Raw genomic sequence first — 21575 nt, 5'->3', positions numbered from 1 at the left:
TCATGAAAGACTTCGCTCTCGCCCTGCTGGCTGTTGCGGCCCTCCCCTGTGCTTCCGCCCAGATGATGGAAGGCGACACGATGGTGTACCCGAGGGACGCCGCCTATCCCGCCGGCCTGGCTGAGCGCGGCGTGCAGGGCCGCGCCGTGGTGCGCGTCACGGTCGGCCCGGCAGGCAAGGCTGCCGCCGCCGCGATCACCGAGTCCTCGCGTTCGCCCGAACTGGACAAGGCCGCGCTGGCGCTGACCCGCAGCTTTCCGTACACGCCGCCACAGCCGGGCGTGGCGCCGGCACAAGTCCTGGTGCCGATCCGCTTCAGCAAGGACAGCATGGCTGACCTGCCGCGCAAGACCTGCGCGGATTTCAATATCGACAAAGCCTGGTTCATGGCCACCTTCCCCGAGCTGCAAGCCAGCGACATGGAGGTAGTGAAGATGGCAAGGGATGCGCTGATCTTCACCCTGCCCGGACCACAGCAGATGCCCTACGCGCAACACAGCAGCGCCGTCGCGGCCACCGCCATTGCCGCTTGCGCAACCCAGCCTCGGGAAATCCTGTTCGGCCTGATGCAGCGCGAAGCAGCAAAGCTCCCTCGAAAGCAATAAGGGCCCGACCGTTTATCGGCCCTTCTTACCGTCAAAACCGGGATTTCGACCGTTCGTCGGATCGCCATGGCGCATTGCAGGCTGCAGGCCTACAGTGGCGCCATCGACTCAACCGAAGGACGCACACATGAAAACCTCCCGCTTCGATTCGTTCACGACCGACATGAAAGACATCGCCCGCAAGACCAACCGCGCCCTGCGCACCGGCGCCCGCACGCTGGCGGCCCTGCCCTGGCCCTCGCTGCTGGCGGTCTCGATCGGCCTGGCGCTGATCCTGAGCATCGTCCCGCTCGCGCTCACCCTGTTCGTTGGCTTCCTGCTGCTGAAATTCGTCGCCGCGGCCCTGTTCGGCCGCCGTCCGGCCCAGATCGTGGAGTAAGCCATGGTCGCCGCCCCGATCAACCGCGCACTCGACTTCGTGCGCGAGGCCGTCAGCGAAGCCAGCGCCCTGTGGTGGGGCTTCTTCGACTGGCTGGCCCTGGTCGAGTGGCGCAAGCTGTACGTGACCTGGTTCCTGGCTTTCATCTTCGGCATCTCATTCAACCTGACCGAACCGGCGGTGTGGTTCATCCTGCTGTCCTTCGGCGTCAAGGTCCTGGCCGGCGGCAAGCGCCGCGCCGAGCTGACGGCGCGCGAAGCGTCCGACAAGGCCAATGTGGCCACCCTGGAGCGCCGCCTGATGGAAGCGAAGATGGCAACGCTGCAGGCCCAGGTCGAACCGCACTTCCTGTTCAACACGTTGGCGCTGATCGGCCAGCTGATCGAAACCGACCCGAAGGAAGCGGCGCGCGTGCATGCGCACCTGATCGAATACCTGCGCTCCTCGCTGCCGCAGATGCGCGCAGGTGGCGGCGGCACGCTTGGCAAGCAGGTCGAACTGTCGCGCGCCTACCTGGCGATCATGCAGGCGCGCATGAAGGAACGCCTGACGGTGCGCTTCGAGGTGCCGGACTTCCTCGGCAGCTCGCCCTTCCCGCCGATGATGCTGCAGACCCTGATCGAAAACTCGATCAAGCATGGCCTGGAGCCGAAGGTGGCCGGCGGCACCATCACCGTGCGCGCCCACGTCGAAGTCGCCACGCTGCACGTCGACGTCTGTGACGACGGCATCGGGATCGACGTCCACGCCGATGAGGGCGTGGGCCTGGCCAACATCCGCGAGCGCCTGGCCCTGCTGTACGGGAAGGATGCCGAACTGGTGATCGAAATGCCGCCGGGCGGCGGCGCCTGCGCCTCGATCCGCCTGCCCTACCGGATGACGGAGTTCGACTGATGACTGTCACTGCCCTGATTGCCGACGACGAAGCGCCGCTGCGCGACCAGCTGCGCGCGCGCCTGCACGAAGCCTGGCCCGAGCTGCGCATCGTGGCGGAAGCAGCCAACGGCGCGGAAGCGCTGGCGCTGGCCGCGCAGCACAAGCCTGACATCGCTTTTCTTGACATCCGCATGCCGGGCATGGGCGGCATCGACGCCGCGCGCCAGCTCTACGACCGCTGCCACATCGTGTTCGCCACCGCCTACGACCAGTACGCGCTGGACGCTTTCGAGCAGGGCGCGATCGACTATCTGCTCAAACCGGTAACGCCGGCGCGCCTGCAGACCACCTGCGAACGGCTGCGCACGCGCCTGAACCGCAAACCGCAGGACATCGGCGCGCAGCTGCTCGAGCTGGGCACGCTGCTCAAGCAGGGCGGCGCGGCCAAGCCGAATTACCTGCGCTGGATCCAGGCCCAGGTGGGCGGCAGCCTGCGCATGGTCAGCACGCGCGAGATCCTGTATTTCCAGGCCGACGACAAATACACCTGCGTGCAGACCGCCACCACCCAGCTCCTGATCCGCAAGACGCTCAAGGAACTGGCGGACGAGCTGGACCCGGACGAATTCTGGCGCATCCACCGCTCGACCTTGGTGCGGGTCGATGCCATCGCTGAGATCTACCGCGACTTGCGCGGCCGGCAGATGTGCAGGCTGCACGACTTCTCGGGCGAGCTGGAGGTGAGCCGCAATCACGGCCACCTGTTCCAGCAGATGTAAGGGTTCAGCCGAACAGGCCTTCGTCGGAACCGTCGCCGTCGAAGAAGCCGCCGCTGCCTTCGGAACCGAGGTCGTCGGCGAGCAGGCTGTCGCCGCTGCCGATGTCGCCCAGGCCGGCTTGGTCGGCCAGCGAGCTGCCGGACAGGTCGCCGCCGCTCAGGTTCTCCCCGCCCAGCAGATGGGCGCCGCCTGCGTTGCCGTCGTGGTCATGGAACAGGTTGTCGAGACCGTGGAACAGGAAGCTGCCCGCAGCCACGCCCGCCGCCGTCGCCGCAATCGACCCGAGCAGCCCGCCCCCTCCCCCACCGCGCAGGAAACCACCCATGCCGCGGCTCATCGAGCCCGGCATGGCATGCTGGTAATGCATGTGGTGGGATTGCGGGTGGCTGACCTGGCGCCGGCTGCCCCAGGAATACGGGTCGAGGAAGCCGCCGCCGCTGCTCTGGTTCTGATGCTGATGCAGCTGGTTTTCCAGCGCGGCAATCTGGGCGCGGGCGCTGTCCAACGCCTGATCCATCAGCAGCGCACGCTGGACCAGCAGGTAGGCGGCATCGGGCTGCTGCGCAACCGCACGCTGGATAAGCGCGTCGGCTTCAGGGTCTTTCTGGATGCCTCGTGCCTGGATGAGTTGGCCGAGGAAGTCATGCAGTTTTTGAGTGTCGGATGGGCTCATGGTGGTGCTCCTCATCGAAAAAGTGGTCACTTCTGCATGTTGTGTGCTTGGCAGCGATTTCAAGGCCAACGCACTAGGATGGGCGATAACCGGAGAGAGCCGTCGAGGTGCTTACGGCTGAACCGTATCAGACTTTCTGATCCATCCCATAGTCTCCCTTTTCCCATTGTCGTATCGAACAAAATACCAGTCAGGCCGTTCTTCATACACGTAGACTACGTCGCCTCGGACCAAGTACGCGTTCTTCAATAAAATACTTACAGGTTCACCTTAGAGCTTAGCTTTTTTCGTGCTGATCACATATACACCGATCCAGTCGCCGGAATTCTGAACGTTCATACTTACAACGAATTCGTCTCCGATTTCTCGCTCCGGCGAAGCGAGCACAAAAGGAAGAATCCAGTCACATTCGCCGCCTAACGATTCTGTATGGAACTTCAAAACAGGCTCATTCCTTTCTATTTTGATGGAAGTTCGCTGGTCGGATTGAGGCGCGTCTTCGCGCACCCATGTTCCTGCTAAATATTTCACCGACAATTCATTTGCACTACCTTTGAATGCCATCTTGCACTCATCCGTCCTTCCAGGAGCTGTCCTGAGTGCTACCAGATAGCCACTAATGACTTTGGTTGTTGGGTTGAACCCATATGCCAAGAATGGGTTATCCAAGAAATCCCCTTTCGCGGAGCCGGGAAACCCTGACGCGAATGCTTGAGCGCCGGTACACGAAATAAGTATTGCAATGCTTAATGATCCAAGGTTTTTCATCTCTTCTCTGCCTGCGATTTCAGTTCGTCCATCAAACTTTATGAATTTGTAATACCTCTATCTTGAGGCTTAAGACGGTTCGCACGAAATATTTTCCTATCTAAAGCCTTATGCTTGCTTACCACGTCTACCAACACTTCCTTCCCTGTCGCACGCCGGATTTTAGCGGGATAGAGGTAACAAACTAGATAGCCTCGAAAAGAAAAACCGAAACTCATCCAGCTTACAGGAACCATTGCAACCACAAGAAAAGCATGCGTGAATGGAATTCCCGTAAATTCTCGAACGCTGCGCGTCATCGGCATCAACGCTAACGCAAGCACAATGAATATCGCAAAATATCTATCACGCGGCATTTGCGTAAATTTGTAATATTTATCAAGAAGATATTGGTCTCCACTACGCATATAATAAACGCCATTCGGCTCTTCTTCATACAAGACCTCGCGCAGCGCGTCGTTCTCAAATGCGTCCTTGTACAAGGCCGAAAACTTTCGACACCACACTACGTGGCTGATGACATAAAACGCTAGCACAAATAACTTTAGCCATAGCGCGAGGCTTCCGTATATCATCAAGGCTAATAAAGGAACGATGGCAAAGAGCGAAATACTCGCACCGAACATTAGCGATATCCCGTAATATTTCGTTCGCCAATCCCAGCGCAGAGCGAACGATAAGAAGGCCAGAAGCAGCGAAATCGCCAAGACTAGAAAAACTAACCGCGCGACTGGATTTGCTGTAAGTGGAATGTGTGGTGCAGCACCATAAGCGAGAGGCAGAGTGACAAAACTCATGAGAAACGGAAGGCACGCGCAGATGCCGACGAGCCTCGATGGGCGCATCCCTTTTGGGTTGATATCATCTAAATTTCTCAAAATGGGGAAGTTACTTCCACATGTCGCGCGGTGATAGGGAAACGCTTTAACTTGTTTTTCCGGGAAATGCTAGCCTAAGAACTTTATCGTTTTTTCTCTCAAGCTCACTCAAAACCGAGAGTTGACCAATCGCAATCCCTACGATCTGCAAGATTGTTGCGATAACAATCAAGGACGGGATACTCCAGGCAAATATACTGGCGATTGGAAAAACCTTCCTAAGTGTGAATCCAGCGAGCATCGATATGACCAGCGATGTCGACACAACTGGATCCATTTTTGCTGGAATTCCAGGGATGTAGATTGAGGCTGATAATTTCAAGCTTCCTATGATTTTGTTCCAATCGATCACGCCTTGGCCTGCCTTGTAGTGTCGATCGAGAATCCGCTCACCTTTCTGCCCCCATTGCTCGCGAAACTTACTGACTCCCTCCGCAACGTTCGCATAAAAAACCACAAATGAGAAAAGGCATAAAATCGATTTTCCAATGACACCGATCGAACCGGCCCAAAATATCGGAAGCACTAAACACATCATCAACCATAAGACACCAAATCCAGCCGAAATATTAAACATTATCAGGGCTCGCAGCCGATCTTCGCTCCTTGAAAAAAGCACAATCTGAATAACCAGGGCGCCTACGGTTGTCGGAACACTGAAGTATAAGAAGGATAGCGCAGCACTATCTCCTCCAAACGTTGCGGTGATTGCCCATCCTCCAAGGGTCGCGCCTGCCGACAGGAGCGCAGAAAAATAAATTCTAGAGACGGATCTGCTTAACATGTTATCTCGCCAATTCAGCCACTGATTGCTTGATTTTGAAGGCGTTGTCCAGTTTATCGACTGCATACGCTGCTGCGATATAGCCGCCAACCACTACTAGAACTACTGCAGCAACAGGTACGGCTACTCCGCAGGCTAGAGCAGTCAGCCCTGCTACGCTGATTGCTGCAATAGCGCTACCAATCGCCGCAGTCGCCCCAGCCTTCGCAATCGAGACACCAGCGCGGCCGAGAAACTCGGATAGGTCCCTGCTGCCTTTTTCATCAACGTAGACGTTGTGCGCATCGACAAACAGATCGATGATCGTCCCCACAACCTGTATTTTTAAACCGCCTTTAAAATTATTGACCGTCGTCAACATAATGCGACGCGCGCCGCCAAATCGCGCCATGCCCGTCCTTCCAAAGCCGCCATCAAGGAATTTGGTCGCTTCGGATCCTAGGGCAGCGCTCTTATGGACGGTTTTGGACGTTTTTATGAGACCGGCGGATTCAGCAAGAAACCTCGATAAGGGCTTCCCTTTCAGTATCACCTTATATGCACCTTTCGTTTTCTTCTCAATACGGACAACCATTGAAAGCTTGTCCAGAGTTCTCAAATTCTCCTGAAGATAGCCAGCAGTTTCCTTAAACTCATTACTTGTAACAAAGGAGCTCCCAGCAATGGCCGTCGCTGTGGCAGCCAGGGCATCAATAAGTTTCGAATCGTCACGCGTTTTGTCAGAGATCGTAAAAACCTGACTCGGGGTACCTGTCACCGCGCCGCTCTCGAGCTGCTTCAAAACCTCCGGACGAATCTCCTGCTGTTCTACATCGACAACCGCTACATACTTCGCTATCTCTGGAGGTTCGGGAGTATAGGAATAGTCGAAGCGGCTGCGCCCTATGTCAGCGAGAAGTGGCAGTTTTGGCTCGAGCGAAGAGAAAATGCTTAATTGGGGTTGCGCCACTCCTAGGGGGTCAGCTGCGGTACAGGAGAAGCTCTCTTTTTTTGTCCCGATTGCAACTAACAGAGGCTCAGGCTTTTCTTTAGGATCGCTTCCATAGCGTGAGGAGTCGAGTATGGATACCTCATATCTTCCGATGACGGCACCATCGGCGCTAAGAACAAGATGCCCTTTGAAGTCTCGCCCCACCCAAAGGTGAAACCGCTCGCCATCGAGGAACAGCGCGGTCTTCAACAGTTTCTTTTCTCTCGGACTATAAAATGCTGACTGCGACTCGACGGTATAAATGGCATTGCTCTTAAGATTGATATCGAAAAAGACATCGCGGTGCTTGCGCAAAATGACTTTTACGTTGTCGGCCGAGCGCCAGCACTGCACACGCTCTCCAGGCAGATCAATACATACCTCTTGCGCCGCCGGCTTCGATGTGGAACCTGTGTTCTTAGCACCCATTCACTGGCCTCACTTGCGTCGTGGCTGATTTGCGCCAAACGGCCCTAGCGGGACGTTCTTGATCACTGCCTTCCCACTCCCATCCAGTACAGCCTTTTTCTCTGAACCAGAGGAGAACGCCAAGCTGATTGGCTCATCGGTGAGAGCATTGCCATCAGCATCGACATACTCGATCTCAAGGTCACGCTTTATGTTGAGCTCGGACACTTTCATAGCTAGCTCCGGGCTGGATACACTGACCGGCCCAGCCAGCTCTTTCTTGCTCGCCTTGAACTCCACATTCCCCGGCGCGTGCACCTCGATGTTCCCCCCTTCCAGCTTGATGTAGGCCCCCTGTGCAGTCAGCACCACATGCTTCTTCGGCGCCGCAATCGTCACCGACTTCGTCACGCTGGCCACCGTGATCTTCTTGTCCGCCGTCAGCCTGGTCGAACCCGACTGGCTCTGGCAACTCAGCTTGCCACTGGCGGCATGCAGCTTGATCCCCACCTCCTGATTCGGCTTGTCCTTATTGGTCGCTTTCCCGTACGTGAACAAGCTGATGCCCTTCGCCACCAGCATCGACGAACTCCCCTGCGCGACCATGTTGATGTCCTGTCCCGCCACGATGGAGCTGCTGGTCCCCGCCGACAGCACGGCATCTGCCGGCGTAGTCACCACAATCCCCGCTGGACTCGACAATTGCAGCTGCGGCTCGCTGAACGCCGCCGCCCCACCTTCTTCGGCAGCGATCACCTCCGCGCTGTGGCGCATCTCCTTGATCGCCGCGATCTCTTCCGGCGCTGGTTCGCCTTCGAGTTTTGCGTTGTGCTTCTGCGCCAAACCAGCCACCTCTACCTGCAGCTGATGGCTCTCCTCGATCTGCGCCACCGCTTCGCGCGCATCGAGCTGGCTGCCGCTCGCGCCCTGGCGTGCATCGGTCGACAGCAGCATGCCCTTCCCAGCCCGCATCGCCAGGCTGTGCGCAGTTTTCAGCTCGGCGCCGAAACCGACAGTCGCCAGGCGCTCGTTGTCGGTCTGATGCACCAGATGCCCCAGGTTCAGCTCGGCCGTTCCCTGGTGCGGCTTCATGTGGCATTGCAGCCCGATACGCGCCTGCCCCGGGCTGTCGTCAAACACCAGCTGGCTGTACGCGCCGCTGCCGGACTGGCTGTCACCCATGCTTTGCGATTTGAACCCGGACAGCACGGCCGCATGACCATGTCCCCCGCCCTCGCCGGGGAACCATGGCGGCGCATTTCCGGTCATCGCACCAGGGCCGCTCGCCACTTGGTTGTGCTGCGCATCCGGCTGCCCGCGCCCGTTGTACAGGGCGCCAATAACCACCGGCCGGTCGATGTCCCCTTCGATGAAATCGACCAGCACTTCCTGTCCCACGCGCGGCACCATGTTGCTGCCCCAGTTGGCGCCTGCGACCGGTGTCGCAATCCGCACCCAGGTCCCGGCCGTGTCGTCACCGGGGGCGCCGGTGTGGCCCTCGGCGGACGGATGCGTCATGCGGCTGTGGCTCGCCGCACCGCGCTGCCAGTGGAACTGCACCTTGATGCGGTGATCCCGGTCGGTGTGCACCACCGCGCCCGGCGGGCCGACGACGATCGCGGTCTGCTGCCCGCGCACGGTCGGGCGTGGATGGAGGAAGCGTCCGTGCTCTTCCTGCCCGGTGCTGCGATACGGGACGCTGGCAGGGATGGCTTCGATCCGGTTGCGGTACATCGGCCGTTCGCCGTCGAGCTGCCGAGGAATCCTGAGTTCGGCGTCGTGCGCGCCGATGCCGGCGACCGGGCCCCGTCCCAGCAGCTTCTCGACCGTCTGCAGCATGTCCGCGGTCAGGTTGTTATGCATGAGGTGTCGGGCGCCGACGATGATGAAGCGGCGCGCATCGTCGCCATCGAGCGCGTCAAAGCGCGCATGTCCGTGCAGCGTGAAGCTGGTGCCAGGCGCGAAGCTGCGCACGGTGCCCGCGGCGACGTGGAGCTGGCGCGCGGCCTCGCAGGCCTGGATCTGGTTTTCCGCCAGCCGTTCGCCCTGCTCGCGCGTCTCCCATGCGTACACGCCGGGGGCGTCGCGGCTGAGCAGCAATTCGCCCGACGCATCGGCGCCGGATGCCGCGACGACCCGCTGGCGCACCGTGCGGTAGTCCCAGCTCCCCAGCTCGATCGCATTGGTCAGCAGGCGCGATTCGGTGCGCCAGCGGTCGATGCTGTCGGCCTTCATGACGGCGCCGGGCCGCGTGAAGTCGACTTCCGATTGCAGGTTTGGCTGGAAGGCGCCGTTGTGGTCGGCGATCACCATGGTGTGCTGGCCGAGCGTGGCCCTGTCGGCGTCGCCGCTGTGCTCGAAGAAGTAGAACAGCCCCTCTTCGTGCATCAGGCGTTCCACAAAAGCCAGGTCGCTCTCCTGGTACTGCGTGGTCAGGCTGCGCCTGGGGTAGACGCTGCGGTCGGCGATCTCCAGCCGCCATTGCGGCGCCAGCCTGGCCCGTCCCGCATAGCTGCCGAACACGACGTCCAGGATGTCGAACACCGACATGTCCTGGAAGATGCGGCTATCGCGCCCCAGCGCCAGGAAGCTGGTCCACGGTTCCAGCGTCAAGGTATAGCGCACGAAGCCGCCGTTCGCGCCGCTCATCTCCATCGTGCTGACGTAGCCGTGGAAGGGCCGCAGCACGCCCGTGCCGGCGGTGAGCAGCTCGAGCAGCGCCGGCTGCCCGACCAGCGATTTCAGCGGGATGCCGACATCCGTGGACAGCGCGTCGATGGCGAAGCGGAAGCCGCGGCTGATCCCCTCCTCGCCGCGCATGCTTTCCGCCAGCAGATCGGTGCCGAGCGGCGTCGTGAGCCTGAGCAGGCGGGTGTCCTGCGTATAGCTGCCAAAGGCAGCCAACAGGCTGGCAATCTGGGCGTGTTCCGACATCGTTTCCTCCCACGCAATGCAACGCGATCAGGCGATTACACGCCCGGATCGCACATCTGCTCTTGAGGAAGCTCAGTCGGCTTGCTGTTCGGAAAACAAAAAAGCGCTGCCGTGTTGCCACGTGCAGCGCTTCGTGATCAGACAGTGAGGTCTCAGGTGTTCAGGTCACGGCCGCCGAAGGCGTTCGGCAGTTGTTCCGCGGCGGTGGTCTCGAACACGTCGCCCTTCAGGTTGGTCAGCACCACCGGCAGCGCATTGCCGCCCAGTTCCAGGATCACCTGGCGGCAGGCGCCGCAGGGAGCGATCGGGCCGTCAGTCTGGCCGATCACCGCCAGCGCGGTGAAGTCGCCCGGCTGGTAGCCCTGGGCGATCGCACTGAAGAAGGCGGTGCGCTCGGCGCAGTTGCACAGGCCGTAGGACGCGTTCTCGATGTTACAGCCGCGGAAAATGCGGCCGTCCTTGCATTCCAGGGCCGCGCCCACCTTGAACTTCGAGTACGGGGTGTAGGCCAGTTCGCGCGCGGCGCGCGCTTCGTCGATCAGTTTTGCGTATTTCATCTGGGGCCTCAAGGACGGATGGTCTTGTAGATCATCGGCTCGGCAGCCGGCTTCGCGGCGCCGATCTGGTAGGCCGCCTGGACCTGGCGCACCGCCTGCTCGGCAGCCTCCACGGAGCGTGCGTGAACCATCGCCAGCGGCTGGCCGACGGCGATGCTGTCGCCCAGTTCGACCAGGTTGGTGAGACCGACGGCGAAGTCGATCGAGTCCTGCGGGCGCACACGGCCGCCGCCCAGGGCCACCACGGCCAGGCCCAGGCCGCGGGTGTCGACCGAGCTCGCAAAGCCTGCCTGCAGAGCGGGCGCCGGCACGATGACCGGCGCGGTTTCCAGGTTTGCGTCCGGCTTGTCCATGAGGTCGGCCGGGCCGCCCAGGGCGCTGACCATGCGCGCGAAACGCTCGGCCGCTTCGCCCGAATCCAGCGCCGCCTGCAGCTTGGCGCGGGCTTCGCCATCGTTCGCGGCGATACCCGAGATGACCAGCATCTCGGCGCACAGCGCCATCGTCACTTCGTGCAGGCGCGCGGGGCGCGACTTGCCGGTCAGGTAGTCGATGGCGACGCGCACTTCGACGGCGTTGCCGGCGGCGTGGCAGAGCGATTCGTTCATGCCGGTCAGGATTGCCGAGGTGCGGGTGCCGGCGCCATTGCCGACGTGGACGATGCTCTCGGCCAGCTCCACCGACTTGTCATAGGTCGGCATGAAGGCGCCGCTGCCGACCTTCACGTCCATCACCAGCGCATCCAGGCCGGCGGCCAGCTTCTTCGAGAGGATCGAGCCGGTAATCATGGCCACCGATTCCACGGTCGCCGTGGTGTCACGGATGCTGTAGAAGCGCTTGTCGGCCGGCGCCAGCTGGGCCGTCTGGCCGATGATGGCCACGCCCACGTCTTTCACCACCTTGCGGAAGGTGTCCGGATCCGGCACGGTGCTGTAGCCGGGGATGGAATCGAACTTGTCCAGGGTGCCGCCGGTGTGGCCCAGGCCGCGGCCCGAGATCATCGGCACGTAGCCGCCGCAGGCGGCGATCATCGGGCCCAGCATGAGCGAAACCACGTCGCCGACGCCGCCGGTCGAGTGCTTGTCGACCACGGGGCCCGGCAGGTCCAGGGATTTCCATTCCATCACCAGGCCGGAATCGCGCATCGCTAGCGTGAAGGCGACGCGTTCGTCCATGGTCATGTCGTTGAAGTAGACGGCCATCGCGAGTGCGGCGATCTGGCCTTCGGTGGTGCTGCCGTCAGGGATGCCGCGCACGAAGAACTGGATCTCTTCGGCGCTCAGGATGCCGCCGTCACGCTTTTTGCGGACGATTTCTTGGGGGAGGAACATATCAAACCTTTTCTATAACGTAGGGTGGGCGGGTCTCCCGCCCACGCAGTGATAGTTGGCATCTGCCCCACCGCGTGGGCGGCAAAGCCGCCCACCCTACCAATGCGCCATGCAAGCGCTAACGATACTTAAACGCCGTACGGAATCCAGACGTTCTTGACTTGCGAAGCGTGCTGCAGGACGGTGCGGCCGCAGGCCTGCTTCGCGTCGAACCAGTCACGGCCCTTGGCGCCGCCGACCCAGGTGCGCTTGAGCGATTCAGCCGACAGACGCTCGACTTCCGCGCAACCTTCCGCCGAACCATCATGACGCCACACCGCATCCACGTCCGAGTGCGACGCCAGCGTGCGCGCCAGTTCCGAGGCCGAACCGGTGACGATGTTGAGCGCACCGCCCGGCAGGTCCGAGGTGTCCAGCACCTGGTACAGGTCGGTCGCCGACAGCGGCGCCGTCTCCGACGGTACAGCCACCACGCGGTTGCCCAGTGCCAGCGCCGGAGCGACCAGCGAGATGAAGCCCAGCAGCGGGTTCTCGTTCGGGCAGATGATGCCGATCACGCCGACCGGCTCGTTCAGCGCCACGGTGATGCCGTGCATCGGCGGCTGGTGGGCCTGGCCGTCGTACTTGTCGCACCATGCGGCCCAGTAGAACAGGCGCTCGATCGAGGCCTGGACTTCGCGAGCGGCGTCTTTCGCACCGGTCTGCGCGGCGATACGCTGGGCGAATTCGTCGGCGCGGATCGCCAGGTTCTCGGCGATGTAGTACAGCACCTGCGCGCGGTTGTGCGCGGTGGCCTTGGACCAGCCGGATGCCTTGTGCGCCGCTTCCACCGCGTTGCGGATGTCCTTGCGGTTGCCTTCGCCGACGTCGGCCAGGAAGGCGCCATTCGCGCCGTTGATTGCGCGGCTGTAGGCGCCATCCGGGCGCGCCTGTTTGCCGCCGATGTACAGCTTGGCGGTGCGGTCGACGGCGAACGGGCTGCCCTCTTCCGACGCTTTCACGCGGCCTTTTTCAGGCGCCACCGGGGCGGCCAGGCGTGCATCTTCCGACAACGGCGTCAGGTACTCGTACATGCCCTCTTTGCCGCCTTCGCGGCCGAAGCCCGATTCCTTGTAGCCGCCGAAACCGCAGGCTGCGTCGAACTGGTTGGCGGTGTTGATCCACACCACGCCGGCCTTGATCTGCGGCGCCACGTCCAGCGCCAGCGAGATCGATTCCGACCACACGCAGGCGGCCAGGCCATACACGGTGTTGTTCGCCAGCTGTACCGCTTCGCTCGGGGTGCGGAAGCTCATCGCCACCAGCACCGGGCCGAAGATTTCGGCTTGCGCGACGGCGGCCGAGGTCGAGGCGCCGGTGATCAGGGTCGGCAGGTACCAGGAACCGGCGGTCGGCGCTTCGCAGCTCGGCTGCCAGATTTCGCAACCTTCGGCGCGTGCCGATTCCACCAGACCGTGGATGCGCTGCTGCTGGATCGGATCGACCAGCGCGCCGATGTCGTTCGACTTGTCCAGCGGCGAGCCGACGCGCAGGTTCTGCATGCGTGCCTTGACCTTGGCGATGAAGCGGTCGTACACCGATTCCTGCACCAGCAGGCGCGAACCGGCGCAGCAGACCTGGCCCTGGTTGAACCAGATCGAATCGACCAGGCCTTCGACCGCTGCATCCAGGTCGGCATCGTCGAACACGATGAAGGGCGACTTGCCGCCCAGTTCCAGCGACAGCTTCTTGCCGGTGCCTGCTGTGCTCTTCCTGATGATGCGGCCTACTTCGGTCGAGCCGGTGAAGGCCAGCTTGTCGATGCCCGGGTGGTTCACGATCGCTTCGCCCACGGCGCCGTCGCCGGTGACGATGTTGACCACGCCACTAGGGACGCCAGCGTGCTGGCAGATCTCGGCGAACAGCAGCGCGGTCAGCGGGGTGAACTCGGCCGGCTTGAACACGATGGTGTTACCGGCGGCCAGGGCCGGGGCGATCTTCCATGCCAGCATCAGCAGCGGGAAGTTCCACGGCACGATCTGGCCGACCACGCCCACGGCGCGGTAGTCGGCGAATTCTTCTTGCTGCAGCTGGGCCCAGCCGGCGTGGTGGTAGAAGTGGCGCGCGGCCAGCGGCAGGTCGGCGTCGCGGGTTTCGCGGATGGTCTTGCCGTTGTCCAGGGTCTCGAGCACGGCGAACAGGCGCGAGTGCTTCTGCAGCAGGCGCGCCAGCGAATACATGATCTTGGCGCGGCCATGGCCGCCCAGCGCCACCCAGCCCGGCTGCGCGCGGCGCGCGGCCTGCACGGCGCGTTCCACGTCGTCCGCGGTGGCTTGCGTCACTTGGGCCAGTTCGCTGGCATCGGCCGGGTTGTTGGTGGCGAAGGTGGTCGCAGCTTCGGTCCATGCGCCATCGATGAACAAACCAAAACGGCGTCCATGCTGGTCCAGCCACGCATTCGCTTCCTTGGTGCTTTCTGGTGCGGGGCCGTAATCCATAGTCTGAAGAATCTCTTTAATAGTTGGCATGACGAATCCGTTGCTGTTTTATGGTTGCGCGTGGCGATGGGCGGCCGAGTAATTGCCGGTCACGTAGTGTTCGAGCTGGCGTTCGATGTCGGTCATCAGGCTCGAGGCGCCGATGCGGAACAGGTGCGGCTGCAGCCAGTCGTTGCCGAGTTCTTCCTTCATCACGGTCAGGTACTGCAGCGCGGCCTTGGCAGTCGAGACGCCGCCGGCCGGCTTGTAGCCGACCTGGAAGCCGGTCTGCTCGTAGTAGTCGCGGATCGCGCGGGTCATCACCAGGGACACCGGGATGGTGGCGTTGACGCCCTCTTTACCGGTCGAGGTCTTGATGAAATCGGCGCCCGCCATCATGCAGACCATCGAGGCCTTGGCCACGTTGTCCAGGGTGACGATGTCGCCGGTGGCAAGGATCGCCTTGACGTGCGCTTCGCCGCAAGCCTGGCGGTAAGCTACCATCTCGTCGTACAGCGCTTGCCAGTTGCCGGTCAGGACGTGCTGGCGGGTGATCACGATGTCGATCTCGGTCGCACCGGCGGCCACCGACAGTTCGATCTCGCGCAGCTTGGTTTCCAGGCTGGACAGGCCGGCCGGGAAGGCGGTCGACACCGCGGCGATCGGCAGGCGGCCCTGCAGCACCTTCACGGCCGGCCCGATCATCTCGTGGTACACGCAGACGGCGCCGGTGGTGAGCGATTCCAGGCCGAGGGCCTGCATCAGGTCCGAACGCAGCGGGCGCATCGCCTTCATGCACAGGCGCTCGACGCGGCCCGGGGTGTCGTCGCCGCCCAGGGTGGTCAGGTCCATGCACTCGACGGCGCGCACCAGCCAGGCAGCCTGGTATTCCTTCTTGACGGTACGACGGTTCGCCAGGCTGGCGGCGCGGCGGTCGGCCGCGTTGCGGTTCACCTTGACGTGCTTGACCAGGCCGAGGTCGAGGCCGACGGCGGTGTTACGTTTGAAATCCAGGGGCTGGGTCATAGCAGTGCGGTTCCGTTCGAAAGGGGTTTGACGCCAAGGTGCTTGGCAAGGGTTGCGCCGATATCCGAGAAGGTACTCGCGGTAGGCAGTTCCTGCGGGGCGACGTTCGGGCCGAAGAAGATCATCGGGATGTGCTCGCGGGTGTGGTCCGAGCCCGGGGCCGTCGGGTCGCAGCCGTGGTCGGCAGTGATGACGACCAGGTCGCCGTCCTTCAGCTTGGCCATGAATTCCGGCAGGCGCGCGTCCAGCTCGTGCAGCGCATTCGAGTAGCCGGCGACGTCGCGGCGGTGGCCGAAGTGCATGTCGAAGTCGACGAAGTTGACAAACGTGAGCGATTTCGACGGCGCGGTGTCGGCCACTTCGACCAGGCGATCGAACAGGGCCATGTTGTCGGCGCCCTTGATCAGCTGGGTCACGCCCTGGGCCGCGAAGATGTCGCTGATCTTGCCCAGTGCGATCACCTCGCCGCCCTCGTTTTTCACGTGATCCAGCAAGGTCGGCGCGGTCGGCGGCACAGCGTAGTCGTGGCGATTGCTGGTGCGCTTGTACTTGCCGTTCTCGCCCAGGAAAGGACGCGCGATCACGCGGCCGATGTTGTAGGGCTTGACCAGTTCATACGCCGCTTCGCAGACTTCGTACAGGCGCTCGAGACCGAAGTGCTCTTCGTGCGCGGCGATCTGCAGCACCGAGTCGGCCGAGGTGTAGAGGATCGGCTTGCCACTGGCGACATGCTCGTCGCCGAGTTCGTCGATGATGGTGGTGCCCGAAGCGTGGCAGTTGCCCAGCCAGCCAGGCACGCCCGTCAGTTCCTGTAGCTTGTCGGTCAGCTCTTTGGGGAAGGACGGCACGGTTTTCGGGAAGTAGCCCCAGTCGAACAGCACCGGCACGCCGGCGATTTCCCAGTGGCCGCTCTGCGTGTCCTTGCCAGTCGATTGCTCGCGCGCGACGCCCCAGGCGCCCTGGAAACCGTCGCGCTGGCTGAAGCCGGCGGCCCATTCGCCGCTGGCCTTGTGCGCGGCTGCGGCCAGGCCCAGGCGCTCGAGGTTGGGCAGCGACATCGGCTTGCCCTCTTTCGCGGCCCAGGCTGCGATGTGGCCGAAGGTATTGGCGCCTGCGTCGCCATACTTGTCGGCGTCGGGCAAGGCGCCCAGGCCGAACGAGTCAAGCAGGAGGATGAATGCGCGTGACATGGGATCTCGCTGGGTGAATTAAGCGGCGCTGCGCGGGGTCGAACCGAAGCGCTCGATGAAGGAATGGATCAGGGTGACCAGGTCCTTGGCCGCGATCGCGGCGTACTTCAGGGTCTGCTCGTGCGACAGCGGGAACGGGCTCAATCCCTCGGCCAGGTTGGTAATCGCCGAGATGCCGGCGACCTTCAGGCCGCAGTGGCGCGCCGAGATCACTTCCGGCACCACCGACATGCCGACCACGTCGGCGCCGAGCGCCTTGAATGCGCGGATTTCGGCGGCCGTTTCGAAGTTCGGGCCCGGGCAAGCCAGGTACACGCCTTCGTTCAGGGTAATGCCCTTGCTTGCTGCGGTTTCCTTGATCAGGGCGCGCAGCTCGGCGTCGTAGGCATTGGCCATGCTGAAGAAGCGCGGGCCGAAGCGTTCGTCGTTCGGGCCGGCCATCGGGCTGCCCGGCAGCAGGTTGATGTGGTCGTTCAGGACCACGACGCTGCCCGCATCCACTTCAGGGCGCAGCGAGCCGGCGGCATTCGTCACCAGCAGCATCTCGCAGCCGATCAGCTTGAAGGTGCGCACGGCCGAGGTCATGACGTTGGCGCCGTACCCTTCGTAGAAGTGGCCGCGGCCCTTCATGCACACGACCGGCACGCCGGCCAGGGTACCCAGCACCAGTTCGCCGGCGTGGCCGTGCACGGTGCTGATCGGGAAGCCCGGCAGGTCGGCGTAGCTGATCGAGACGGCATCAAGCATCTGCTCGGCCAGCACGCCCAGGCCGGAGCCCAGGATCAGTGCAGCGCGCGGTGCGAAACCGGGCTTGCGGGCCTTGATGACTTCTGCTGCTTCGAATGGGGTATTGCTGAACATGGTCGTCCTTGTGTGCGGAATCGGGAGATGGTGTGAGGAGGCTGGACACAGCCTTGCTACAGAACAGTAAGCAAGGGGCACATATCAGCCAGAATATTATAACTATGCATGAGGGCGAATATGTATGGCAAATACCATTTTTCTTGTCGATTTATTGGTTTAAAAAATAAATCAAACGGTGTATTGTTGACATGCAGATACAGCACACCAAGATTGTTTTGACAGTTGCAAAACATTTACCTAGTATCGATAAACATTTGTTTATCGGAAACTTCCGCCGACGACCGTGACCGAGCTGCCCAAAAAAGAACAGTTGTACGAGTTGATCCGCGCGAACCCCTTCATTTCGCAGCAGGACCTTGCCACCCAACTGGGCTTGTCGCGCTCGGCGGTAGCGAACTACATCGCCACCCTGGTGCGCGAACGCCGTATCCTGGGACGCGCCTACGTGCTGCCCGACCAGCGTCCGATCCTGTGCATCGGCGCCTCCAACCTGGACCGCAAGCTGCGCACCCTCGACAGACTGGTGCTCGGCACCTCGAACCCGGCCAGTCAGGATGAATCCTTCGGCGGCGTGGCGCGCAACATCGCGGAAAACCTGGCGCGCCTGGGCGCGCCCACGGCCCTGATCACGGCGGTCGGCAATGACGCTTCCGGCCGCGCCCTGCTCGCCCATGCCGAGGACGCCGGCATCGACACCCGCGGCGCGCTGCGCCTGGACGGCGTCGCCAGCGGCGCCTATACCGCGGTGCTGGACCGGGATGGCGAGATGGTGGTGGCGCTGGCCGACATGGCCCTGAACGACCGTTTGAACCCCGCCTTCCTCGCCACCCGCCAGCAGCAGCGCGCCAGCGCCGCCCTGGTGGTGGCCGACCTGAACCTGCCCCGTGACAGCATCGCCGCCCTGCTCGACGACTCGGTGCGCGATGGCGTGCCGCTGGTGCTGGTGGCGGTGTCGGAGCCGAAGATGGCGCGCCTGCCGCACAACCTGCTCGGCCTGCGCCTGCTGATCCTGAACGAAGGCGAGCTGGCGGTGCGGGTCGGCCGTAGACTCGACAGCGACGCCGCCATCGGCGCCGCCTGCGTCGAGGTGCAGCGCCAGGGCGCGCAGGACGTGGTCGTCACACGCGGCGCCCGCGGCGTCATGTACACCTCCCCCACCGGCGTGATGCGCCTGGACGCACCAGCGGTCGACGTGGTCGACGTCACCGGCGCGGGCGACGCTTTTGCCGCCGCCGTCGCCTGGTCGCTGCACAGCGGCAGCGAAGGTGCCAGCGAAGGCGCGGACCTGGGCCTGGCCTGCCGCCGCGGCCTGCAGTTGTCCGCCCTGACCATCGAATGCGAGCAGACTGTCTGCCCGGCGCTCGAACCCGGCCAGCTGGACGTCCCGTCTGCCATCCCCCTCAACGAATCCGTACTGGACTGAGCATGCAATCCTTCCTCCTGTTTTCGCCCGAAGTGGCAAGCGCGCGCGCTAGCGGCAAACCCATCGTGGCGCTCGAATCGACCATCATCTCGCACGGCATGCCCTACCCGCAGAACGTGCAGACCGCACGCGAAGTGGAAGACGTGATCCGCGCCGCCGGCGCGGTGCCGGCCACCATCGCCATCATTGACGGCAGGATCTGCGTCGGCCTGTCCAACGAGCAGCTGGAGCTACTGGGCTCCTCGCCCGACGCCATGAAAGTCAGCCGCCGCGACCTGGCCTACGTGCTGTCGCAGAAGCGCCTGGGCGCCACCACCGTGGCCGCGACCATGATCTGCGCCCAGCTGGCGGGCATCGAAGTCTTCGTCACCGGCGGCATCGGCGGTGTGCACCGCGGCGCCGAGACCAGCTTCGACATCTCGGCCGACCTGCAGGAGCTGGCCCACACCAGCGTGGCCGTGGTCTGCGCCGGCGTGAAATCGATCCTGGACATCGGCCTCACCCTCGAATACCTGGAAACCCACGGCGTGCCGGTGCTGAGCGTCGGCCAGCCGGGCTTCCCGGCCTTCTTCACGCGCGAGAGCGGCTTCAAGGCCGACTTCCAGCTCGACACGCCCGAAGAACAGGCAGCTTTCATCCGCACCAAGTGGCAGCTCGGCCTGGCCGGCGGCGTGGTGGTGAGCAATCCGGTGCCAAGCGAATCCGCCATGCCGACCAAGGAGATCGACACCATCGTCAGGCTGGCCCTGATCGAGGCGGACCAGCAGGGCGTGAAAGGCAAGGCGGTCACGCCCTTCCTGCTGGGGCGCATCAAGGAACTGACGGAGGGCCGCAGCCTGGCGACCAACATCGCGCTGGTCAAGCACAACGCCCTGGTCGGCGCGCGCCTGGCCGTGGCGCTGAACGCCTGATCGTTCACACGCCATGTCGATCGACCTGAAACAGCTGCGCTACTTTCTCGCGGTCGCGGAAGAAAAAAGCTTTTCGCGCGCCGCCGAGCGCCTGCACATCTCGCAGCCGCCGCTGAGCCAGCAGATCATGAAGCTGGAAAGCGAACTCGGGGTGCGCCTGTTCACCCGCACCACGCGCAGCTTCGAGCTGACGGTGGCGGGCAAGGCCTTGATGACGGAAGCGGCCGAGCTGCTGGCCAAGATGCGCATGACGATCGACACCATCCGCCAGATCGACCGCGGCGAAGTGGGCCGCTTGCGGGTGGGCATCGTCGGCTCAGCGATGTGGGGGCCGATCCCCGCCCTGCTCGAACGCTTCCAGAGTCAATATCCGCGGGTGACCTGGACCATCCACGAGCTCGGGCCGAACGACCAGTGGGAAGCGCTGCGCGCCAGGCAGATCGACGTCGGCTTCTGGCGCGAACCGCGCATCGAGGGGGACGTGCTGAAACAGGCCGGCCTGCGCCAGGACCTGTGCTTCCAGGAGAACGTGTGCGTGGCGATCAACGAGAAGCATCCGCTGGCGCAGCAGGATGCGATCGAGCTGACCGACATTGCGAGCGAACCGATGCTCACCCTGCACCTGGACCAGTCGGCCGAGCCGCGCTACCTGATCCAGTGCTGCGTCAACGCCGGCTTCCAGCCGACCATCTTCCAGGAAGCGGCCGAGCCGCAGACCCTGCTGGCCATGGTCGGCGCGGGCCTGGGCGTGGCGCTGCTGCCGCAAACCACCAGCCGCATCGGCTGGCCGGGCGTGCGCTTCCTGCCGATCCGGACCGATCCGCCGTCGGCGAATCTCTATATAGCCTATCCGGTGGAGGGCGATGCGCCGGTGGTGCGGGCCTTCCTAAACATCCTGTTCCCGGAAGAGTAATTACTGGCGCTTGATCTCGACCGCCACCGTGCTGAGCGAGGCGATCTGGTGGCGGCGTTCCACCGGGCGGGTCAGTACCCGCATCGTGACTTCGAGCGGCACGCCCATTTTCGCCAGCTCGGTAGCGGCGCGGGGACGGCCTTCGCTGGCCGCCTCGTGGATGGCGGCGTCGATGAGCAGTGCAGTCTTGTAATCAGTTCGTCGGTCCATTGATTCATCCTAACATCCCCCCTGCCCGCACTCCAAGACGTCCGCCTCTTTAAGAGAACCAATCGCCACACTCTCTTCCATAAATTTTGTTGTAAAAGCAATGTTTTCTTTATTCTGCGTTACTTCGCGCACCGTTCTCGGCAGCCTACTAGTGCAAACTCTTGTCAAAAGATGAACAACAACCTGAACAAAACCTTTTACAAGGAGCACACCATGAAAACCACCGCTACCCTCTCCGCCCTGATGCTGGCTGTTGCTGTGATGGCCACCGGTTGCAAGAAAGCAGACAACGATCCAAGCACCGGTCCTGCCCAGGAAGCCGGCGCCGCGATCGACGCAACCGCAGCTGCTGCTGCCCAGAACACCAAGGAAGCCGCACAGAACGTCGAAAACGCAACCGAAAACGCCGCTGCACGCGTGGACGCCGCTGCTGACCGCGCTGGCGAAAACATCGAGCAGGCTGCCGACAAGGCCGGCCAGAACATCAAGGAAGCCGGCGCCGAAGTGAAACAGGAGTCGAAGGAAGCCGCCGCTGAAGTCAAGGCTGCTTCGGACAAGGTCGGCGACAAGACTGGCGCCGCCCTGGAGCGCGCTGGCGAGAAACTGCAGGAAAAGCGTTAATTCCTGAAGTACTGAAGTA

The 21575-nt window shown here is 62.7% G+C and carries 22 protein-coding genes; 8 read left to right on the top strand and 14 right to left on the bottom strand.

Translation table 11 applies throughout. The features are described 5' to 3' along the window. The first annotated feature begins 2 nt into the window (after window positions 1-2). The 4 genes from LK539_RS06805 to LK539_RS06790 all read left to right on the top strand — a co-directional run bounded on the left by LK539_RS06805 (window position 3) and on the right by LK539_RS06790 (window position 2639). Window positions 3-605, top strand: coding sequence for an energy transducer TonB (locus LK539_RS06805; RefSeq protein WP_227800155.1), 603 nt, complete (start codon window positions 3-5; stop codon window positions 603-605). 127 nt (window positions 606-732) lie between these two features. Beyond that, the gene (locus LK539_RS06800; RefSeq protein WP_227800154.1) at window positions 733-984 is read left to right on the top strand and encodes a hypothetical protein; all 252 of its coding nucleotides are present in this window, start codon (window positions 733-735) and stop codon (window positions 982-984) included. Window positions 985-987: 3 nt separating this feature from the next. After that, window positions 988-1878: a sensor histidine kinase gene (locus tag LK539_RS06795; RefSeq protein ID WP_227800153.1), complete on the top strand. Its 891-nt coding sequence runs from the start codon at window positions 988-990 to the stop codon at window positions 1876-1878. Next, a complete protein-coding gene (locus tag LK539_RS06790; RefSeq protein WP_227800152.1) occupies window positions 1878-2639 on the top strand; it encodes a LytTR family DNA-binding domain-containing protein in 762 nt (253 codons plus the stop codon). The genes LK539_RS06795 and LK539_RS06790 overlap by 1 nt, the downstream gene beginning before the upstream one ends. A gap of 4 nt (window positions 2640-2643) precedes the next feature. Here LK539_RS06790 and LK539_RS06785 read toward each other — a convergent pair whose 3' ends face one another. The 13 genes from LK539_RS06785 to xapA all read right to left on the bottom strand — a co-directional run bounded on the left by LK539_RS06785 (window position 2644) and on the right by xapA (window position 17475). Continuing rightward, window positions 2644-3312: a DUF2076 family protein gene (locus tag LK539_RS06785; protein ID WP_227800151.1), complete on the bottom strand. Its 669-nt coding sequence runs from the start codon at window positions 3310-3312 to the stop codon at window positions 2644-2646. Between the two features lie 111 nt (window positions 3313-3423). Continuing rightward, window positions 3424-3546 (bottom strand): SH3 domain-containing protein, encoded by a 123-nt coding sequence (locus tag LK539_RS24535; protein WP_227800150.1) that lies wholly within the window; start codon window positions 3544-3546, stop codon window positions 3424-3426. 36 nt (window positions 3547-3582) lie between these two features. Further along, window positions 3583-4080, bottom strand: a complete 498-nt coding sequence (locus tag LK539_RS06775) for a hypothetical protein (RefSeq protein ID WP_227800149.1) — start codon at window positions 4078-4080, stop codon at window positions 3583-3585. Window positions 4081-4118: 38 nt separating this feature from the next. Continuing rightward, window positions 4119-4877, bottom strand: a complete 759-nt coding sequence (locus tag LK539_RS06770) for a hypothetical protein (protein ID WP_227800148.1) — start codon at window positions 4875-4877, stop codon at window positions 4119-4121. A gap of 127 nt (window positions 4878-5004) precedes the next feature. Continuing rightward, window positions 5005-5742, bottom strand: a complete 738-nt coding sequence (locus LK539_RS06765; RefSeq protein WP_227800147.1) for a hypothetical protein — start codon at window positions 5740-5742, stop codon at window positions 5005-5007. Between the two features lies 1 nt (window position 5743). Next, on the bottom strand, window positions 5744-7141 hold the full coding sequence (locus LK539_RS06760; RefSeq protein WP_227800146.1) for a hypothetical protein: 1398 nt from the start codon (window positions 7139-7141) through the stop codon (window positions 5744-5746). Between the two features lie 9 nt (window positions 7142-7150). Beyond that, window positions 7151-10054, bottom strand: a complete 2904-nt coding sequence (locus LK539_RS06755; RefSeq protein ID WP_227800145.1) for a type VI secretion system Vgr family protein — start codon at window positions 10052-10054, stop codon at window positions 7151-7153. 152 nt (window positions 10055-10206) lie between these two features. Further along, a complete protein-coding gene (locus LK539_RS06750) occupies window positions 10207-10611 on the bottom strand; it encodes a cytidine deaminase (RefSeq protein ID WP_227800144.1) in 405 nt (134 codons plus the stop codon). A gap of 8 nt (window positions 10612-10619) precedes the next feature. Next, entirely contained in the window at window positions 10620-11942 is a 1323-nt protein-coding gene (deoA, locus tag LK539_RS06745) for a thymidine phosphorylase (protein ID WP_227800143.1), read from the bottom strand. Window positions 11943-12070: 128 nt separating this feature from the next. Further along, window positions 12071-14449: an aldehyde dehydrogenase family protein gene (locus tag LK539_RS06740; protein WP_373889516.1), complete on the bottom strand. Its 2379-nt coding sequence runs from the start codon at window positions 14447-14449 to the stop codon at window positions 12071-12073. An 18-nt stretch (window positions 14450-14467) separates the two neighbouring features. After that, the gene (deoC, locus tag LK539_RS06735; protein WP_227800141.1) at window positions 14468-15424 is read right to left on the bottom strand and encodes a deoxyribose-phosphate aldolase; all 957 of its coding nucleotides are present in this window, start codon (window positions 15422-15424) and stop codon (window positions 14468-14470) included. After that, the gene (locus LK539_RS06730; protein WP_227800140.1) at window positions 15421-16614 is read right to left on the bottom strand and encodes a phosphopentomutase; all 1194 of its coding nucleotides are present in this window, start codon (window positions 16612-16614) and stop codon (window positions 15421-15423) included. The genes deoC and LK539_RS06730 overlap by 4 nt, the downstream gene beginning before the upstream one ends. A gap of 18 nt (window positions 16615-16632) precedes the next feature. Continuing rightward, window positions 16633-17475, bottom strand: coding sequence for a xanthosine phosphorylase (gene xapA / locus LK539_RS06725; RefSeq protein WP_227800139.1), 843 nt, complete (start codon window positions 17473-17475; stop codon window positions 16633-16635). A 286-nt stretch (window positions 17476-17761) separates the two neighbouring features. Here xapA and LK539_RS06720 point away from each other — a divergent pair, with 286 nt between their 5' ends. The 3 genes from LK539_RS06720 to LK539_RS06710 are packed head-to-tail and all read left to right on the top strand — an operon-like array spanning window position 17762 to window position 20725. Beyond that, on the top strand, window positions 17762-18901 hold the full coding sequence (locus LK539_RS06720; RefSeq protein WP_227800138.1) for a PfkB family carbohydrate kinase: 1140 nt from the start codon (window positions 17762-17764) through the stop codon (window positions 18899-18901). Window positions 18902-18903: 2 nt separating this feature from the next. Then, a complete protein-coding gene (locus LK539_RS06715) occupies window positions 18904-19812 on the top strand; it encodes a pseudouridine-5'-phosphate glycosidase (protein WP_227800137.1) in 909 nt (302 codons plus the stop codon). A 13-nt stretch (window positions 19813-19825) separates the two neighbouring features. Then, window positions 19826-20725 (top strand): LysR family transcriptional regulator, encoded by a 900-nt coding sequence (locus tag LK539_RS06710; protein WP_227800136.1) that lies wholly within the window; start codon window positions 19826-19828, stop codon window positions 20723-20725. Here the strand turns inward: LK539_RS06710 and LK539_RS06705 are convergent, their stop codons facing one another. Further along, window positions 20726-20935 (bottom strand): hypothetical protein, encoded by a 210-nt coding sequence (locus LK539_RS06705; RefSeq protein ID WP_227800135.1) that lies wholly within the window; start codon window positions 20933-20935, stop codon window positions 20726-20728. Window positions 20936-21148: 213 nt separating this feature from the next. On the opposite strand from LK539_RS06705, the gene LK539_RS06700 reads away from it, so the two are divergent. After that, the gene (locus LK539_RS06700; protein ID WP_227800134.1) at window positions 21149-21556 is read left to right on the top strand and encodes a hypothetical protein; all 408 of its coding nucleotides are present in this window, start codon (window positions 21149-21151) and stop codon (window positions 21554-21556) included. Window positions 21557-21575: the final 19 nt, after the last annotated feature.

It is taken from the genome of Massilia sp. IC2-476 (assembly GCF_020707295.1).
Lineage (GTDB): Bacteria > Pseudomonadota > Gammaproteobacteria > Burkholderiales > Burkholderiaceae_D > Telluria.
Note: the sequence above shows the minus strand (reverse complement) of the source record. Positions and strands in the feature narration are given on the sequence as shown.

What these genes read in the sequence shown, in the direction of transcription:
- LK539_RS06790 (WP_227800152.1), top strand. Translation starts at nt 1,878, where the DNA reads ATGACTGTCACTGCCCTGATTGCCGACGACGAAGCGCCGCTGCGCGAC.
- deoC (WP_227800141.1), bottom strand. Translation starts at nt 15,424, where the DNA reads ATGACCCAGCCCCTGGATTTCAAACGTAACACCGCCGTCGGCCTCGAC.
- LK539_RS06740 (WP_373889516.1), bottom strand. Translation starts at nt 14,449, where the DNA reads ATGCCAACTATTAAAGAGATTCTTCAGACTATGGATTACGGCCCCGCA.
- xapA (WP_227800139.1), bottom strand. Translation starts at nt 17,475, where the DNA reads ATGTTCAGCAATACCCCATTCGAAGCAGCAGAAGTCATCAAGGCCCGC.
- LK539_RS06785 (WP_227800151.1), bottom strand. Translation starts at nt 3,312, where the DNA reads ATGAGCCCATCCGACACTCAAAAACTGCATGACTTCCTCGGCCAACTC.
- LK539_RS06770 (WP_227800148.1), bottom strand. Translation starts at nt 4,877, where the DNA reads ATGAGTTTTGTCACTCTGCCTCTCGCTTATGGTGCTGCACCACACATT.
- LK539_RS06755 (WP_227800145.1), bottom strand. Translation starts at nt 10,054, where the DNA reads ATGTCGGAACACGCCCAGATTGCCAGCCTGTTGGCTGCCTTTGGCAGC.
- LK539_RS06760 (WP_227800146.1), bottom strand. Translation starts at nt 7,141, where the DNA reads ATGGGTGCTAAGAACACAGGTTCCACATCGAAGCCGGCGGCGCAAGAG.
- LK539_RS06795 (WP_227800153.1), top strand. Translation starts at nt 988, where the DNA reads ATGGTCGCCGCCCCGATCAACCGCGCACTCGACTTCGTGCGCGAGGCC.
- LK539_RS06750 (WP_227800144.1), bottom strand. Translation starts at nt 10,611, where the DNA reads ATGAAATACGCAAAACTGATCGACGAAGCGCGCGCCGCGCGCGAACTG.
- LK539_RS06710 (WP_227800136.1), top strand. Translation starts at nt 19,826, where the DNA reads ATGTCGATCGACCTGAAACAGCTGCGCTACTTTCTCGCGGTCGCGGAA.
- LK539_RS06700 (WP_227800134.1), top strand. Translation starts at nt 21,149, where the DNA reads ATGAAAACCACCGCTACCCTCTCCGCCCTGATGCTGGCTGTTGCTGTG.
- LK539_RS06715 (WP_227800137.1), top strand. Translation starts at nt 18,904, where the DNA reads ATGCAATCCTTCCTCCTGTTTTCGCCCGAAGTGGCAAGCGCGCGCGCT.
- LK539_RS06705 (WP_227800135.1), bottom strand. Translation starts at nt 20,935, where the DNA reads ATGGACCGACGAACTGATTACAAGACTGCACTGCTCATCGACGCCGCC.
- LK539_RS06730 (WP_227800140.1), bottom strand. Translation starts at nt 16,614, where the DNA reads ATGTCACGCGCATTCATCCTCCTGCTTGACTCGTTCGGCCTGGGCGCC.
- deoA (WP_227800143.1), bottom strand. Translation starts at nt 11,942, where the DNA reads ATGTTCCTCCCCCAAGAAATCGTCCGCAAAAAGCGTGACGGCGGCATC.
- LK539_RS06775 (WP_227800149.1), bottom strand. Translation starts at nt 4,080, where the DNA reads ATGAAAAACCTTGGATCATTAAGCATTGCAATACTTATTTCGTGTACC.
- LK539_RS06800 (WP_227800154.1), top strand. Translation starts at nt 733, where the DNA reads ATGAAAACCTCCCGCTTCGATTCGTTCACGACCGACATGAAAGACATC.
- LK539_RS06805 (WP_227800155.1), top strand. Translation starts at nt 3, where the DNA reads ATGAAAGACTTCGCTCTCGCCCTGCTGGCTGTTGCGGCCCTCCCCTGT.
- LK539_RS06765 (WP_227800147.1), bottom strand. Translation starts at nt 5,742, where the DNA reads ATGTTAAGCAGATCCGTCTCTAGAATTTATTTTTCTGCGCTCCTGTCG.